16 protein-coding genes and 1 riboswitch are annotated in these 15,078 nt (G+C 53.2%); of the genes, 7 read left to right on the top strand and 9 right to left on the bottom strand.

The features are described from left to right. Positions 1-183 precede the first annotated feature (183 nt). The 3 genes from MHH78_RS07060 to MHH78_RS07050 form a co-directional block, all read right to left on the bottom strand. Entirely contained in the window at positions 184-531 is a 348-nt protein-coding gene (locus MHH78_RS07060) for a general stress protein (RefSeq protein ID WP_076080447.1), read from the bottom strand. 91 nt (positions 532-622) lie between these two features. Continuing rightward, positions 623-1,159, bottom strand: a complete 537-nt coding sequence (locus tag MHH78_RS07055) for a hypothetical protein (RefSeq protein ID WP_341166979.1) — start codon at positions 1,157-1,159, stop codon at positions 623-625. A gap of 67 nt (positions 1,160-1,226) precedes the next feature. Next, complete coding sequence (locus MHH78_RS07050) at positions 1,227-1,733, bottom strand: DUF948 domain-containing protein (protein ID WP_076080443.1); 507 nt, start codon at positions 1,731-1,733, stop codon at positions 1,227-1,229. Positions 1,734-1,920: 187 nt separating this feature from the next. Here MHH78_RS07050 and MHH78_RS07045 point away from each other — a divergent pair, with 187 nt between their 5' ends. Beyond that, positions 1,921-2,088, top strand: coding sequence for a DUF1328 domain-containing protein (locus MHH78_RS07045; RefSeq protein WP_036694965.1), 168 nt, complete (start codon positions 1,921-1,923; stop codon positions 2,086-2,088). Between the two features lie 322 nt (positions 2,089-2,410). Continuing rightward, positions 2,411-2,815, top strand: a complete 405-nt coding sequence (locus MHH78_RS07040) for a hypothetical protein (RefSeq protein ID WP_341166978.1) — start codon at positions 2,411-2,413, stop codon at positions 2,813-2,815. 269 nt (positions 2,816-3,084) lie between these two features. Here the strand turns inward: MHH78_RS07040 and MHH78_RS07035 are convergent, their stop codons facing one another. Together MHH78_RS07035 and MHH78_RS07030 are read right to left on the bottom strand one after the other, a co-directional pair. Further along, a complete protein-coding gene (locus tag MHH78_RS07035) occupies positions 3,085-4,182 on the bottom strand; it encodes a C40 family peptidase (RefSeq protein WP_341166977.1) in 1,098 nt (365 codons plus the stop codon). Between the two features lie 212 nt (positions 4,183-4,394). Then, entirely contained in the window at positions 4,395-5,264 is an 870-nt protein-coding gene (locus MHH78_RS07030; protein ID WP_339251314.1) for a cation diffusion facilitator family transporter, read from the bottom strand. A gap of 131 nt (positions 5,265-5,395) precedes the next feature. Between MHH78_RS07030 and MHH78_RS07025 the strand changes: the two genes are divergently transcribed. After that, positions 5,396-5,581: a hypothetical protein gene (locus tag MHH78_RS07025; protein ID WP_340937983.1), complete on the top strand. Its 186-nt coding sequence runs from the start codon at positions 5,396-5,398 to the stop codon at positions 5,579-5,581. Positions 5,582-5,692: 111 nt separating this feature from the next. Here MHH78_RS07025 and MHH78_RS07020 read toward each other — a convergent pair whose 3' ends face one another. Continuing rightward, the gene (locus MHH78_RS07020) at positions 5,693-7,318 is read right to left on the bottom strand and encodes an ABC-F family ATP-binding cassette domain-containing protein (RefSeq protein WP_036730319.1); all 1,626 of its coding nucleotides are present in this window, start codon (positions 7,316-7,318) and stop codon (positions 5,693-5,695) included. Positions 7,319-7,435: 117 nt separating this feature from the next. Continuing rightward, positions 7,436-8,434: an MBL fold metallo-hydrolase gene (locus tag MHH78_RS07015; RefSeq protein WP_341166976.1), complete on the bottom strand. Its 999-nt coding sequence runs from the start codon at positions 8,432-8,434 to the stop codon at positions 7,436-7,438. 251 nt (positions 8,435-8,685) lie between these two features. Between MHH78_RS07015 and MHH78_RS07010 the strand changes: the two genes are divergently transcribed. Both MHH78_RS07010 and MHH78_RS07005 read left to right on the top strand, forming a co-directional pair. Further along, positions 8,686-9,819: a conserved virulence factor C family protein gene (locus MHH78_RS07010; protein ID WP_341166975.1), complete on the top strand. Its 1,134-nt coding sequence runs from the start codon at positions 8,686-8,688 to the stop codon at positions 9,817-9,819. A gap of 97 nt (positions 9,820-9,916) precedes the next feature. After that, positions 9,917-10,134: riboswitch (Lysine riboswitch) on the top strand. Positions 10,135-10,286: 152 nt separating this feature from the next. Then, complete coding sequence (locus MHH78_RS07005; protein WP_339251321.1) at positions 10,287-11,774, top strand: amino acid permease; 1,488 nt, start codon at positions 10,287-10,289, stop codon at positions 11,772-11,774. 163 nt (positions 11,775-11,937) lie between these two features. On the opposite strand, the gene MHH78_RS07000 is transcribed toward MHH78_RS07005, so the two are convergent. Further along, positions 11,938-12,588 (bottom strand): nitroreductase family protein, encoded by a 651-nt coding sequence (locus tag MHH78_RS07000; protein ID WP_341166974.1) that lies wholly within the window; start codon positions 12,586-12,588, stop codon positions 11,938-11,940. Between the two features lie 118 nt (positions 12,589-12,706). Between MHH78_RS07000 and MHH78_RS06995 the strand changes: the two genes are divergently transcribed. Together MHH78_RS06995 and MHH78_RS06990 are read left to right on the top strand one after the other, a co-directional pair. Further along, complete coding sequence (locus MHH78_RS06995) at positions 12,707-13,072, top strand: MerR family transcriptional regulator (protein ID WP_341166973.1); 366 nt, start codon at positions 12,707-12,709, stop codon at positions 13,070-13,072. An 86-nt stretch (positions 13,073-13,158) separates the two neighbouring features. After that, entirely contained in the window at positions 13,159-13,476 is a 318-nt protein-coding gene (locus tag MHH78_RS06990) for a DUF3889 domain-containing protein (RefSeq protein ID WP_036730327.1), read from the top strand. A 40-nt stretch (positions 13,477-13,516) separates the two neighbouring features. Here the strand turns inward: MHH78_RS06990 and MHH78_RS06985 are convergent, their stop codons facing one another. Then, the gene (locus MHH78_RS06985) at positions 13,517-14,656 is read right to left on the bottom strand and encodes a transglutaminase domain-containing protein (protein WP_341166972.1); all 1,140 of its coding nucleotides are present in this window, start codon (positions 14,654-14,656) and stop codon (positions 13,517-13,519) included. Positions 14,657-15,078: the final 422 nt, after the last annotated feature.

Here is a 15,078-nt window from a genome sequence, read left to right as displayed (position 1 = left end):
AAGGCCCTAACCCTCAGCTCTATCATTCTATCATACGATATTTACACGGCCTGTTACCAACCAGCTAGATATTGGCATAAAGCAGGTCCCGGCTTCAACAAAGTAACCTCCAGCTCCACTAACGTCTAGTGGGACTGGAGGTTACGCTATTGTACTATTAAGGTCAGCGAAGCCGACCCGCGATTATTGTGGGTTTCTTTTGGCAATGACCAGAACCTTGCCTGTATCAAGCTCTTTCTCGTAAAATGCCGCCTCCGCTGCGCTGAAGCCCAGTGAAGTAATCTTGAAGCGTAAAGCGTCGCCGCGCGAACGGAAAAGGTTGGCAATGGCACCGAACAGCCCTTCTTCACTCAGCCCCACTTCATTAGTATCTGCGGCGTCCACGATACGCCCTTCGCGGTCTTCATCGTGACTGATCACATAAAGATCCTCTCTGGTGTAGCCGCTGCTACGGAGCCGATTCACTTCTTCGATCGCCTGAACGCCGTTCTCCAGCAGCTTGGCATAAGCCTGTGTACCTGTTGAATCCATGAGATCACTCTCCTTCATAATGAATAAAGGCCCAGCCACCGGATGGATGACTGAGCATTCATTAACCCAAATTGCCGCGCTTGAAACAGCTTCAGAAGGAATAAGCGTCGAATAAATCCAGCCCGGCCCATTCGCCGCTCTCCGTATTGCGGTAGATCTTGAGCGCAGCCTCTCCTCTAATATAAACATCCCCATCCTCAGCTTCAAAATCAGGCGCTCCCAGCATATCCTGCACGTTCATGGCCTGCGGATTAAGCACCCGTCCATTGAGGCTCAGACCGTATTGTCCGGCCTGGGAAGGCGAAGCATGAACATACAGGACAACACCGCCGCATACCCCCGCCGAGCTATCGGCATACTGATATTCCAGGCAGCCCGCCCAAGGATCTTCAGTAATCTGCTGAGGAGTTCCCTTAGCCTGCAGCAGCTCCTCTTCCGGCATATATAAGCTAATACCGGACAAGGAGTCGAAGCTGCTTATGTAGAGCTCGGCAGCTGCGCTATGCTCGAAGGCGAACATTACCGGCAGCTGTGCAGCGGTACCGGGAGCGGGAGAAACAGTCTCATCCTGCGGCGGTGCAGATATGAAGGGAGCAAGCAGACTAAGCAAGAGAATAACCATTTTCATAGAGTTCCCGCCTTTCATGAGCTGGTATTGCCCCGTCCTGAGCCCCGCCGTATTTCATTCCATCGTATTAATGGCGGAATTTCTGCCAGATTGCAGCGGCTGCATCCACACCTTTGAGGGCTGAGGCTATCTTGCCCTTGGATTTGCTTGAACTCACTGCCTCATAGGATTGCACGGTTCTCTCCTCGGCCGGTGTTAACGGGGCTTCTGCGATGGATACAGATTTTGCCTTATCCTTCAGTTCACGTGATTTACGGAATCTCTCAATTACCGTTACAGATACCTGCTTCACGGTCAATGTCAGCTCGTTCATGACATCGCCCAGATTCTTCACGGAATCCACGATCGGGTCAATCTTCTGAATTTTACCCTGCACATCCGCTGTGATGTCATTGGCATGCCGGACGGTTGTTTTGACTTCATAGGTAAGCTCATCAATAGTCTTCTGAACCTCCTGCAGAGTCTGACTGACCTTGTCGAGCGATTCCTTCGCTGACTTCAAGGTTTTGATTAAGAAGAATACGAGTACTGCGAATGCGATAGCAGCCAGTGCTACGCTAAGTTCAATGATCATTGTGGATAACCCCTTCCAAGTGTCTAAATTATCGGTTTGCACTGTCTGATACTGCATAGTTACCCTTACAGAATTGGGCCGAAACAAAGGCCAAGCCCCTGGAATCCTCTTCCTTTCCTCCCTGTTTCAAATGGATAAGCCCCGTTTAAACAATGACTACATCAACGCACAGAAAGGATGACATCTCATGCTAAGATGGTCAATAATTCTGCTGGTAGTCGCCCTGATTGCCGGTATCTTCGGATTCTTCAATATTGTGGCGGCGGCTGTCGGCATCGCCAAAGTATTGTTCTACATCTTCCTGATCCTCTTCGTGGTCTCACTCTTTATGGGCCGCAGGGGACGATCTATGTAGGCAAGCCCACGTTAGCTGACTGCCGGACAGGCAGTGCTGCAGGCCCGGAGATCTCCGCCAGGAGATCTCCGGGCCTCTTGCTGTTCCCGCCAGTCTTATGTAGTGTTGAAATGGGCTTCATTCCCCTTCAAAAAGTATAGGCCTTTCCGCTCAGGTTGTCATCCGTGATTCAGTCCGTAATGAGGCGTTCCCCGCTAAGGCCGGATAAGAAAAATAAAATTTATTGATGCCGCTGGTTCATTCAATGCAATTTATGTTTACATCCTTATTAGCACAGCATGAACATAGAACATCTCACCATCATACCTAGGAGGAATCATCGATGAAAAAATTAGCCAGTTTAACAGTAGCAATGGGTCTTATGGCTTCCTTGGCAGCAACAGCTTCCGCAGCTGAGGTAGTAACAGGAACAACAGAAACTACCAAAACCACTTCTTCCGATGCAGTAACTACTGTAACCGGAGTGACTTACCTGAACCTGGCAGACCCGGTAATTACACAAGCTGACATCAAGCCAGCAACACCTCAGATCATTCTGACCAAACTCACAGCATTCCATCTTTCTGCGGGAAGCACAACTGCTATTGGCTGGTTGGGTGCACAGACTGTTGATACTACTGGTGTGATCACAAAAGACGCTATGGGCAACGAATGGAGAGAAATCTACACTTGGCTGGGTAAAGCCTGGATCAAGGTTCCTGCCTCTGCATACGTAATCAATCCATAAGCGATTGGACATATAGGAGTCATAGCTGCTCCACTCCTATGCTGCAGCTATGACTCAACGGATGTACCTAACAAGGCACGTGGACGCCAATCCAAACGGCCTTTTTTTGCGTCTAATGGATGCTAAATTCCCCCACCAAAACATATAAAAAGGGTTATCCCTCCAGTAGAATCTTCTACTGAAGGGATAACCCCGCCATACATCCGCTTGTAGTTCACCCGTCACAAACTTGTATTGCCTGTCGCTTCTTGCTGTCCTAGCTGTATATATTAGCGGATGACCGAGCCTCCGTACAGGAAACGGTTCATCCAAGAAGCGCTAAGATTATCCACTCTTACACCGCCGGAGCTTACTGAATAGGTATGCAGCAGCTTCCCGTCACCCAAATACATGGCGACATGCGTAATTCTTGCCGTAGATTTGTTGATTCCGGCATAAGCAGAGGGAGAAGTTCCTTTATAATCCATGAAGAACATCAAATCGCCCCGCTTCAAGCCGGATACATCCGTAACTGCACCACTGTTCTGCTTCACCCAGTCCCCTTGCTGCCGGGAATCGGCAGGCAGCTTCAAGTTCGCTGCATCCATGAAGATCTGGCGGATGAAATCAGAGCAATCGAAGGTACTTGTATTATTGCGGTCAGAGCCGTATTCATATGGTGTTCCCAGATAGCCCATGCCCGCTGATATCACTCGTTCAATCACAGCAGTCTGCCCGGCTGTAGGTACAGGTGCCGGAGCTGGTGTTGGAACAGGTGCAGGCACCGGTGTCTGAACAGGTGCCGGTGTTGGAGCTGGAGTGACTGGAGCAGGCGGCGATGAAGCACCCGCTGTAATATATTGATCGGATGAGCTTGTATAACCCACCGTCCCGTTTGCCGTTCTTATTTTGTACCAATAGCTATTGGTCTCTTCAAGAATGGTTACCTGGTCATTCTTATAGAGATATCCAACCACTTGCCCGCTGGTTGCAGGGGTCTCTCTTACACGGACCGTGGCCTGAATCACCGCTGTCCGGGACGCAGGTGCGGAAGCTGTACCTACCCGGATATAGGAATCCCCCGAGCTCATATACCCCACAATTCCCTCTGCCGTTCTTACTTTGTACCAGTAGCTGTTCGTAGCTTCCAGAATAACTACCTGGTCGCCTTTATTCAGATATTTCAATACCGTGCTGCTGGTAGACGGATCTGTACGCAGCCTTACCGAAGCTTCAATAATGCCTGTCTGTCCAGCGGACGCCGCAAGCGTTGTAATCGAAGATTCGGTTGCAGCGAAAGCCTGCCCGGGACTGAACACTCCCAAGGATAATGCCAATGATGCGGAAACCCATAACGATGCTGTAATTTTCTTGCGTGATACGATCATAGCGTTCCCCCGCTTAGCGTATTAAGAAAATCAACAACGGCGCGCGCTACGTTTGTTGCTTTCTGCCCTCATTATAGGCTGGCCCGGGATTTGGAACATGCTCCAAATTTCACAAAAAACCTTTCCATCTTATGGTAACATCCAGGTCTATAGTCTCGATTTCTCCTTGGATTTGGTGGAAATTACAGCTAACTAGGAGAAATCATGGAATGTTAGTCCTTGGGCTCCACGTGAACTTGCACATGCATGATGTTGTGCAGCTTGGTCATCCGTTCTTCAATCGAGTCGCTGATCTCATGCCCTTCCATGACTGTCATGCGGGCATTCACCTCTACGACTACATCCACCAGCACATGATTGCCGTGTACACGGGCCTTCAGATCCTTGATGCCCTCTACGCCCGGTGTCCGGGCAATGGTGCTGCGCAGGTCCAGCAGCTTATCTTCGTCAAAGCCGTCCGTCAGCCGGTACGTGGAATCGCGGAAAATATCCCAGGCGGTCTTGATAATCAGCAAGCCGACTCCGATGGCAGCCGCGGAATCGATCCACGGCAGTCCGAACTGTGCCCCTACAATCCCTACAGCTGCACCTACGCTTACGATAGCATCCGAGAAATTATCCTTGGCAGCAGCCATCAGCGCATGATTATTGATCCGCTTCGCCAAACGCTTGTTATATATATATACCCCCATCATCGCTACGGCACACACCAGCGCCACTCCGGCCGACCAGAGCTGCGGTACAGCCTTGCTTCCCTCAAACAAAGAGCGTACCGCTTCCACTATAACCTGGATGCCCACCAGCGCCATAATGAAAGAAGCCATCAGCGCGGCAACCGTCTCGGCCCGGAAATGTCCGTAGGTATGATCGGAATCCGGCGGCTTCCGCGAGATGCGCAGCCCGATCAGCACCGCCAGCGAGGCCACAATATCGGTTAAATTGTTGAATCCGTCCGCCAGGAGCGCACTGGAAGCGAACAAGTAGCCGCAGATCAGCTTGAAGGCAGACAGAACCAGATAAGCAGCAATGCTGACCATCGCACCCTTTTCACCCTTGCGTATATCCTCATAAATATCGGTCATTTCTGCCGCCCCTCCCATCCTTTGCCGCATAAATACAGGAAAACTTTCTTTGAGTTATTCTTGCCCTTGTAGCAGCATTTAAAAACAATTAGAATAAGGAATAAGGACTTGCTGCCTAAGGGGGTAACATAATGAGCGAGAACACTGAGAAACCAAAAATTAATTTGGCCGATGCCATCCGCCAGAAGCTGGAGCAGAAGAAACAGCATGCTTCAGGAAAACCAGGTTCAACCTTCCAGGCCGGCTCCGCGAAGCCGCTGAAAAGCCAGAATAACAAGAAGCCTAACAATCAGCGCCGCCGGACTGGCGGTTCCTAGACTTCTAGGTTGTTGTATATGGTGAACATAAACGGCTGCGTAATCCCTCCGGGGACGACGCAGCCGTTTGTATATGAACTCATAACTGTTCATTCTGCCTATATCTAGTTCTTAAGCCTCTACAGGGTACATCCGGGCACGCATTTCCTTGATCTCCGGGTTCTCCAGATACTCGTCATAGCTCATCGTACGGTCAATAATTCCAGCCGGAGTAATCTCGATAATGCGGTTGGCAATCGTCTGGATGAACTGATGGTCATGGGAGGTGAACAGGATCGTGCCGTCAAAGTCGATCAGGCCGTTATTGAGTGCGGTGATCGATTCCAGGTCCAAGTGATTGGTAGGCTCATCGAATACCAGCACGTTGGCTCCGTTCAGCATCATCTTGGCCAGCATACAGCGGACCTTCTCGCCCCCGGACAATACGCTTGCCTTCTTCAGTGCTTCTTCGCCGGCGAACAGCATCCGGCCCAGGAAGCCGCGCAGGAAGGTCTCGTCCTGATCCTTGGAGTATTGGCGCAGCCATTCCACCAGGTTCATATTCACCCCGTCGAAGTAGCTGGAGTTATCCTTAGGGAAATACGCCTGGGTAGTTGTCACTCCCCAAGTGTATTCACCCGCATCTGCTTCCTTCTCGCCCATAATGACATCGAACAGCAGGGATTTAGGCTGGGAATGCGGTCCTACAAATGCGATCTTATCCCCTTTGTTGACTACAAAGCTGACTTCATCCAGCACCTTCTCACCGTCCACTGCCTTGGTCAGGCCGCTGATCGTAAGCAGCTGCTTGCCGGCTTCACGCTCCGGCTTGAAGTTCAGGAACGGATATTTACGGTTGGACGGACGGATGTCATCCAGGGTAATCTTCTCGAGCTGCTTCTTACGGGAAGTCGCCTGCTTCGATTTCGAGGCGTTCGCCGAGAAGCGCTGAATGAAGGCTTGCAGCTCCTTCATCTTGTCTTCCTTCTTCTTGTTGGCATCGCGCTGCAGCGCCTGGGCCAATTGGCTGGACTCATACCAGAAGTCGTAGTTGCCGACATACATCTGGATTTTGCCGAAATCGATATCCGCAATATGCGTACAGACCTTGTTCAGGAAGTGACGGTCATGGGATACCACGATAACGGTGCCTTCGTAGTCCATAAGGAAATTCTCCAGCCAGCCGATCGATTCGAGATCCAAATGGTTGGTAGGCTCATCGAGCAGCAGGTTGTTCGGACGTCCGAACAGGGCCTGGGCCAGCAGGACCCGCACCTTCTCGTTGCCGCTGAGTTCGGCCATTTTCTTGTCATGCATCTCACGCATGATGCCAAGACCGATCAGCATGGCGGCTGCGTCAGGCTCGGCGTCCCAGCCGTTCAGCTCCGCGAATTCGCCTTCCAGCTCACCGGCACGAAGTCCGTCCGCTTCGGTGAAGTCGCTCTTTGCGTACAGGGCGTCCTTTTCCTTCATAATTTCATACAGGCGGGTATGACCCATGATTACGGTCTCCAGCACCTGGAACTCGTCATACTCGAAATGGTTCTGTTTCAGTACGGCCAGACGTTCACCGGGTGTGATGTGCACATCGCCGATGTTCGCTTCGATCTCTCCGGACAGAATCTTTAGGAAGGTCGATTTGCCGGCGCCGTTCGCGCCAATCAGACCGTAGCAGTTGCCGGGTGTGAATTTTATGTTTACATCCTCAAATAGTGCGCGTTTTCCGTAGCGGAGTGTTATACCGCTTGTGCTAATCATTAAGCATTACCATCCTTTTCACATAGGTTCCGGCTCATTATAGCATAAAATCAAGCAAAATGGCCCTTATTACGGCTCTTATTTAAGTAGAAGTGTTTAATACAAGCCTTCTACGGGCTATTGCCCCGCCGGGCGTTCCTCGGGCTGCACGACCAGCGTCTCCCCGTACCCGAGGGTACGGATACGCTCCTCGCCAAGCCCCTGCGCCACCCTCGCCTGCTCCATCCGGTCCAGCGCTTCGCGGGCGGTATCATCGGCCAGCCTGAAGGTGCCGAAGTGCATCGGAATCATCAGCTCGGCGCCTACATCAAGGAAGGCCTGCACGGCCTCCTCGGGATTCACATGCTGGGAGTTCATGAACCATTCAGGTTCATAAGCGCCAATCGGCATCAGCGCAACATGCAGCTTGAAGCGTCTGCCGATCTCCTTGAAGCCCGGGAAGAAGCCGCTGTCTCCGGCAAAATAGAGGTTCGGCGGAAGCAGCTTATGCTGCGCCTTACCCTCCTCCCCCTCCGGGTGCTTCTGCGGGTCTGCCGGCTGAAGCACATAACCGCCCCAGTGCGAGGAATTCGTATCGAACGGCGTTCTCCGCGTCCAGTGCTGGGTCGGGACAAACGTCAGCTTGACAGCGCCCAGCGTTATCTCCTGCCACCACTGCATTTCCTGACAGTTCGGGAAGCCTTTGCGGAGCATTTTGCGCTTAAGTCCGGCGGGCACCACAATAGTTGTTCCTGCCCGGTACAGCTTGCGGATGGACGCGATATGCAGGTGATCATAGTGGGAATGAGAGATCAGAATCAGATCGATGGGCGGGATATCCGCAAGCGGAATGCCCGGCTGCCCGATCCGTTTCTCGAAGCCCAGCCGCCGCGCCCAGATCGGGTCGGTGATAATATTAAGCCCTTCGTATTGCAGAAAAAAGGTAGAATGCCCAATCCACGTAATCGTTGTCTCCAGCCGGTTCCCGGCCAGATAGTCGAGCCGCGGCGGATGATTCGGCACTTTGTAGGTGTAATCCTTCTTCTTCCGGCGGCGTTCCTCCCGCCATTGGCGGAATTCCTTAAGTGTTTTATCGGTGCTTACATTGTCGATGTTGTTATATCGTATTCTGGCCATAGCAAGAACCACTCCTTATAGCAGATTTGCCATTTCTGTTGCCGGCGGCAAACCACATATCTTAACTATAGGGTTCCGCAGAATCATTTGCAAAATTACAGGGCCCTGCGGGACGCTCATTACAAATTGTACCCAAATGGCCGGGCGGGAAACGTCCGGACTTCCGGCCCCCTTTGTATTCACTTGCTTAAATGAGGTAAAATGCGGGTAAAGCAAACGGTGCTTATGCTACTTAGAAGAGGAGCTGACATATGAAGATTACATTTATTGAACCGACACCGAGTCCAAATACCATGAAGCTTCATCTCGATGAAAGCCTTGCACCCGGTATCCGCCGGACCTATACCCCGGAGACCCGGCGCTCCGCCCCTTCCTGGGCGCAGGAGATGCTAGACATTCCCGGCGTCACCAGTATTTATCATGCCGCTGACTTCGCCGCGCTGGAGCGCAAAGGCAGTGCGGACTGGGCTGCAATTCTACGCGAGGTCCAGAACCGCTTCGGAGCGGACGGCCTCAGCGCGGAATACAGTCTCGGCGATGAGAATGACGGCACCCACTACGGGGAGTCCCAGGTGTTCGTGCAGATGTTCCGCGGCATCCCGATCCAGATCCGCGTCAAGACCGGCGCGAAGGAGGAGCGCATCGCCCTCTCCAGCCGCTTCACCCAGGCGGTGACCGATGTGGCCAGCGCCGTGATGATCAAGGAGCGCAAGCTCAGCGATTACGGCGTACGCTACGGCGAGCCGCCGGAGATTGCCCGCGAGGTCGAGCAGGAGCTGGAGGCGGCGTATCCGCAGGAACGCCTCGACTCCCTCGTGCAGCAGGCCATCGCGCACGGGGCTGCCGGCGAGTTCGTCGAGCAGCGGCACAAGAAGGAGCAGGCCGAGCTGCTGCGGGACCTGCACGATGCGGATTGGCGCGTGCGCTACGCCGCGCTGGAGGATCTGGCGCCGGGCGAGCAGCTCCTGCCGGAGCTGCGGGCGGCGCTGCACGACCCCAAGCTGCAGATTCGCAGACTTGCGGTCGTGTACCTGGGCGACATCCGCACGCCCGGTGCGATGGAACTGCTCTATGAGGCGATGTCGGACAGCGCCCCGGCCGTGCGGCGCACAGCCGGGGACACGCTCTCCGACATCGGCGACCCGGCAGCGACGCCGGTGATGACGGCGTCGCTGAGTGATGCCAGCAAGCTGGTGCGCTGGCGGGCGGCACGCTTCCTCTATGAAGTCGGAACCGCCGAGGCCCAGGACGCGCTGAGCGTTGCTGCCGAAGACCCCGAATTCGAGGTAGGTCTCCAGGCCAAGATGGCGCTGGAGCGGATTCTGTCCGGCGAGGAAGCGGCGGGCACGGTCTGGCAGCAGATGTCAGAGCGCCGGCGGAGCTGACGTGAACCTGCCGTATTTTGTCATTGCCTGAGAAGCCGGTATGCCTTATACTGATTCCTGTTGTTCATATCGTTCAAAGATAGCCTCATCATACCTAGGATGAGGTAGAGGTCGCGGATAAGAAGAGTAAGCGCGTGGAGATGCCTAAGAGCCATCAGTGATACGCGCCCAAAGGAATATCCGCCGAAATCGTAACTGCTGCTCTTAGTCCGCAGCTACGATTGGGGCCGTTTGCCGAAAGGCGCGGAACTGTCACTGTGTATTGCCGCCTGTCAGGAGACTGCGGGAGCTGCACTGTGTTGCGCTATCTTAACAGGGAGTATGATGCGGAGCCTATAATCAGGAAACCGCAGCGTCCGTCTGCGGTTTTTTTGCGTGCAGCATGCCGGGAAGAAGACACTGGCATATGCAGGCAGCGGCACTCCCCCTGTGAACAGAACTATCAATCTAAAGGGAGTGTCTTATTCATGCAAGCACAGCAGCCTAAACGGCCGGCAGTACAGGCGGGCAACGCCAATACGCCGGGCCTGCGCAAATCCTTCAAAGCAAGACATCTGACCATGATCGCCCTCGGCGGCTCGATCGGAACCGGATTGTTCCTCGCCAGCGGCGGGGCCATCGCCTCCTCCGGTCCGGGCGGAGCACTGCTCGCCTACACGGCCGTCGGCATTATGGTCTATTTTCTGATGACCAGCCTTGGGGAGCTGGCCACCTATCTGCCCGATTCCGGTTCCTTCAGCACCTACGGTACACGGTTCGTCAGCCCCGCCTTCGGCTTCGCTATCGGCTGGAACTTCTGGTACAACTGGGCGGTGACCATTGCAGCCGAACTGTCAGCAGCCACCGTTATCATTAAGTACTGGTTCCCGGACAGCCCTTCGTTCCTGTGGAGTCTGCTCTTCCTGGCGCTCATGTTCGGCCTGAACTTCCTGTCTGCGCGGGGGTACGGCGAGTCGGAATATTGGTTCGCCATTATCAAAATTATTACGGTGGTCGTCTTCCTGACGGTCGGCGTCCTGATGATCTTCGGGATTTTGGGCGGCAAGGCGGTGGGCTTCAGCAACTTCCAGCTCGGAGGCAGCTCGTTCCATGGCGGCTTCTTCGCCTTCGTCGGGGTCTTCATGGCCGCCGGGTTCTCCTTCCAGGGAACAGAGCTGGTCGGCGTAGCCGCCGGAGAGAGCGAGAATCCGCGCCGCAACGTGCCGATCGCGATCCGCCAGGTGTTCTGGCGCATCCTGATCTTCTATATTTTCGCCATTGCCGTCATCGGTATGCTGATTCCTTATACGAATCCCGATCTGCTCCGCGGCGGTATTGATGATATCGGCGTCAGCCCGTTCACCATCGTCTTCAACAAAGCAGGGCTGGCGATTGCCGCCTCGGTCATGAATGCCGTGATTCTCAGCTCCGTGCTGTCTGCCGGGAACTCCGGGATGTACGCCTCCACCCGTGTCCTGTACGCCATGGCCAAGGATGGAATGGCACCGCGCGCACTCGGCAAGCTGAACCGCAGAGGTGTTCCTGTAGGCGCATTGCTCGTGACTACCGCTGTCGGCATGCTCGCCTTCCTTGCCTCCTTCTTCGGAGACGGCGCGGTCTACAATTGGCTGCTTAACGCATCCGGGATGTGCGGCTTCATCAACTGGCTCGGGATTGCCGTCTGCCATTACCGTTTCCGGCGGGCCTTCGTGAAGCAGGGCCATTCGCTGGAGGAGCTGCCTTACCGGGCTAGATGGTTCCCGTTCGGTCCGCTGTTTGCCTTTGCTCTGTGTATGGTCGCCGTATTCGGCCAGAACATGGGCGCTTTCACCGGTGCGAAGATCGACTGGTACGGCATTCTGGTCTCTTATGTCAGCGTGCCGCTGTTCCTGCTGATCTGGCTGGGCTATGGCTGGTTCCGCAAGAGCAGCCTTATCCCGCTGGAGAAGTGTGATCTGAGCACCCACGCAGACTGATTCATTGCAGCAGAAGTGGAAACGGCATTGCCGTCCTTCTAAAGGACGGTACCGTTTCAGCAAAAGACCGGTTTGGACCCCGCAGCAATGGGCCAAAACCGGTCTTTTGAATATCGTTAGCTTAAGTTTGCTTCTATTCCTGAGGAACCCCTGCTACTGCTGTTTATGCCCAGGTTGTAATCGTCTCGACTGGCAGACGGTAGGATGGATACCCTTCTTTGGCGGCTTTGCCGATCGAGATCAGCATGACCGGCTGGAACCGTTCTTTGTCCAGGCTAAAAGCTTCTGCAATATGCTCCTTGTCATACCCGGCCATCGGATTGGTATCGTATCCGTGCGCACGGGCTACAAGCATCAATTGCATGGAGATAAGCCCCGAGTCAATCAGATTCATATCCCGCAATTCGGACGCGGAGATTTTGGCATAATAAGGTTTGACCTGCTGCAGCTGCATGTCCATTACCTCGCGTGGCATGTACCCAAGCTCCACAGCCTTGCCGAAAATTTCGTCCATATATTCAACGTGGTTCGTATCATAAAATACCGCAATCACAGCCGAGGAGGTGAGCGCCTGGGTCTGGTTGAAGGCGGCCAGCGGTGCAAGCTTCGCTTTTCCTTCAGTGCTGTCAATGACCAGGAAGCGCCATGGCTGCAGGTTAACGGCAGAGGGGGCGCGGGAAGCTTCCGCCAGAATCTCTGTCAGTTCCTCTCTGCTGATTTTCACCTCAGGATCATAGACCTTCACGGAACGGCGTTCCAGGACAATTTCATTGAAATCATTGGTTTTATGGTATTTCCCCATCATTGTGCTCATGTACATTTCTCTCCTTTTATATAGGAATGGTACGGATGAACGTGAACGTATCATCACTAGGAGAATTGTAAACTATAAAGTATACTTCATAGCAAGAACAATAAATGGGGGGATTGCCATGAAAACCAGTGAAGTTGCCAAAAGAGCTGACCTTCCGATATCAACCCTGCGCTACTATGAGAAAATAGGCCTGATTACGGAGGAGTACATCCTCAGAGAAGAGAATAATTACCGGAATTATGCCCCTGAGATTATTCCGTATCTTGAAGTCATAAAGAATAGCTTAGCTGTTGGATTCTCAATCCACGATATTAAATCGATGATCTCCAAGCAGGGAATATCGAAAGAGGAACAAAAATGGATCATCACCGACAAAATTTCGGAAATTGAAGCTGCGCAAAAAAACCTGGAGGCTTCCAAGCAGTCTCTTTACGAGCTTCTCGAAATGAATATTACCTGTGAGAACGGGTACGGAAAATACTAAAACCCCAGAGCTGTGCTCTAGGGAGTCGTATAAAGGCGCGGGGGCCGGGGGACGCTAACCTGTAATTCCAGTTCAAGGAGGCCTTTATGAAAAAAATATGGACAGTAGCCTTGTTGACGTTAGCCCTGGTCCTGAGCAGCCCGTTAAGCCGGAGCTCCGCTGCACCTGACTATGCCCGGTGGGGAACCATCGCCGTGAAGGAGACGCAGCAGAAATACAACGCCGAGATCATCGATTACAAGCACATCGGCCGGACCCAGATCAAGCCAAAGCTTGCAGAAGAGAAGTTCAAGCTGGTGGTCCGGAGCAAGGCAGGCCGGGAATTCGGCGTAGTCGTGATGGTCCGCTTCAACCCTTCAACAAACAAGCTTCAGACCATCCAATTCCTGGAGACCAAGGCCTGAAGTACACCCTGGCTGGTTCGCCGGGGTAGCAGACACTATTTTATTTCCAGGTCACATATACCTTAAGATCTCCTGTATTCTCGAACGGCGAACTGTTGAAGGCCAGGTTATTCAGTCCCAGCCCGTAGAGCACCTGCAGATCCTGCCTCAGCAGCTCGTCGCTTCCCCGGTAGCGGAAGAGCAGCGACTGCTGTCCGGCCTCTGCCGCCTGCTTCGCAAGCTTCTCGAGCTGTTCTGCCGACGAAATCACCCGATTCTCCTCGTACAGCCAGTAATTCAGGTCCTTCTGCAGCGTCTTGTATGCCTCCACCCCCTGGCCCCCTTGATTGACTAGCTTATTCAAGGTCTGGGCATAACTGGTGGAGGCTGCCGGATAGGACTTGGTCCAAGTGTGGTCAAGCCGCATCTGGGCATCGGTCCTCATATAATAGACCGTGCTGATTCCGCCCTCCGGACTCGGGTCCGGGTCATCCCAGGTGGTGTCGAGATGATACCATGCTCCGTTCAGAAGGACCAGATTCCAGGCATGCGACTGGGTCACACCGTCTGCCGCCCTGGCCGTCCCTTCCACAATTCTGTTCGGAATCCCCGCCCCCAGCAGCAGCTTATAGGTTAGCAGCGTATAGCCCTGGCAGACCGCACTCCCGGTCTGAAGTCCCTCATAAGCGGTGTATTTGCGGTGCGAGTGATCGTATTCCAGATTCAGCACAACCCAGTCGTGGATCGCTTTTACCTTCTGGTGATTGTTCATCCCCGGTGTTATGATCTGCTGCAGAATAGCCTTCACCTGCTTGTTCACATAGGCCGTCTGCTGCAGCGTCTCCCGGTATTCCACCTGAACCGTCACATGAACAGCCCGCGTGCTTCCGCGGTAGGAGAAGGCATAGCTGTCAATAATATAATACAGGTACGGATCGCTCCCCATCGCCTGATTGATTGCCGTCTGGATCTCACTCTTCAGCTTGGCGGTCTTGCCCTGATAAGTGAAGGTAATCGTCTCTCTGCGGTTACTCATCGCTCCGGCCAGCTTCTGCGTCATCCCTTGCGTGGTCTGCACCACCGCCGATTCCGATGCAGCATACGCATGCTCGTATCCCCAATACGTCGCAGGCGGTAAAGCAGCAAACACAAGCATAAGTCCAACCGCCGTCTTCAACAGCGATCCCTGTCTTTTCCCCATATAATCCGCGCGCCTCCTGCAATCTATATCATCGGCCGTAGCCGTATACTCTATAGTAAATGCCAATAATGCCCTGTTTACAACTTCAACCTGAAGAATAGCCAGGCGTTACTTCCTGTTCTATCCATTATATCGGCTCTGTCCTCTCCGTGCATAATAAACAATGCTCTACCCGCTGCGAGCAGTAGCTCCCGATTAAGTGAGAACACCGATATAAAGGCATTTTAATTGTATGGAATACAGCTAAACGGATATTCAGCGGTACATCAGACGATTTAGTTGTACAGAATGCAATTATGATCAGCGCTTATACATATCAGTGCACGGCAAACCCTTAGCAAGCGATTGGTTAAAGTCGTTCTCTCCCGTTTAATTCTGAAGCTCTAATAGGAAATTTGTACTCGCTTGATTTTACTTCTGAT

The organism is Paenibacillus sp. FSL H3-0333 (genome assembly GCF_038002805.1).
GTDB classification, from domain to species: Bacteria; Bacillota; Bacilli; order Paenibacillales; family Paenibacillaceae; genus Paenibacillus_AQ; species Paenibacillus_AQ silagei.
This window is presented reverse-complemented; position numbering and strand designations above follow the sequence as displayed.

Bases quoted from the DNA above. Each gene is read 5' to 3' on its own strand.
- MHH78_RS07000 (WP_341166974.1), bottom strand. From the start codon at position 12,588: ATGAGCACAATGATGGGGAAATACCATAAAACCAATGATTTCAATGAA.
- MHH78_RS07050 (WP_076080443.1), bottom strand. From the start codon at position 1,733: ATGATCATTGAACTTAGCGTAGCACTGGCTGCTATCGCATTCGCAGTA.
- MHH78_RS07055 (WP_341166979.1), bottom strand. From the start codon at position 1,159: ATGAAAATGGTTATTCTCTTGCTTAGTCTGCTTGCTCCCTTCATATCT.
- MHH78_RS07035 (WP_341166977.1), bottom strand. From the start codon at position 4,182: ATGATCGTATCACGCAAGAAAATTACAGCATCGTTATGGGTTTCCGCA.
- MHH78_RS07040 (WP_341166978.1), top strand. From the start codon at position 2,411: ATGAAAAAATTAGCCAGTTTAACAGTAGCAATGGGTCTTATGGCTTCC.
- MHH78_RS07010 (WP_341166975.1), top strand. From the start codon at position 8,686: ATGAAGATTACATTTATTGAACCGACACCGAGTCCAAATACCATGAAG.
- MHH78_RS07025 (WP_340937983.1), top strand. From the start codon at position 5,396: ATGAGCGAGAACACTGAGAAACCAAAAATTAATTTGGCCGATGCCATC.
- MHH78_RS07020 (WP_036730319.1), bottom strand. From the start codon at position 7,318: ATGATTAGCACAAGCGGTATAACACTCCGCTACGGAAAACGCGCACTA.
- MHH78_RS07045 (WP_036694965.1), top strand. From the start codon at position 1,921: ATGCTAAGATGGTCAATAATTCTGCTGGTAGTCGCCCTGATTGCCGGT.
- MHH78_RS06995 (WP_341166973.1), top strand. From the start codon at position 12,707: ATGAAAACCAGTGAAGTTGCCAAAAGAGCTGACCTTCCGATATCAACC.
- MHH78_RS07030 (WP_339251314.1), bottom strand. From the start codon at position 5,264: ATGACCGATATTTATGAGGATATACGCAAGGGTGAAAAGGGTGCGATG.
- MHH78_RS07005 (WP_339251321.1), top strand. From the start codon at position 10,287: ATGCAAGCACAGCAGCCTAAACGGCCGGCAGTACAGGCGGGCAACGCC.
- MHH78_RS07060 (WP_076080447.1), bottom strand. From the start codon at position 531: ATGGATTCAACAGGTACACAGGCTTATGCCAAGCTGCTGGAGAACGGC.
- MHH78_RS06990 (WP_036730327.1), top strand. From the start codon at position 13,159: ATGAAAAAAATATGGACAGTAGCCTTGTTGACGTTAGCCCTGGTCCTG.
- MHH78_RS06985 (WP_341166972.1), bottom strand. From the start codon at position 14,656: ATGGGGAAAAGACAGGGATCGCTGTTGAAGACGGCGGTTGGACTTATG.
- MHH78_RS07015 (WP_341166976.1), bottom strand. From the start codon at position 8,434: ATGGCCAGAATACGATATAACAACATCGACAATGTAAGCACCGATAAA.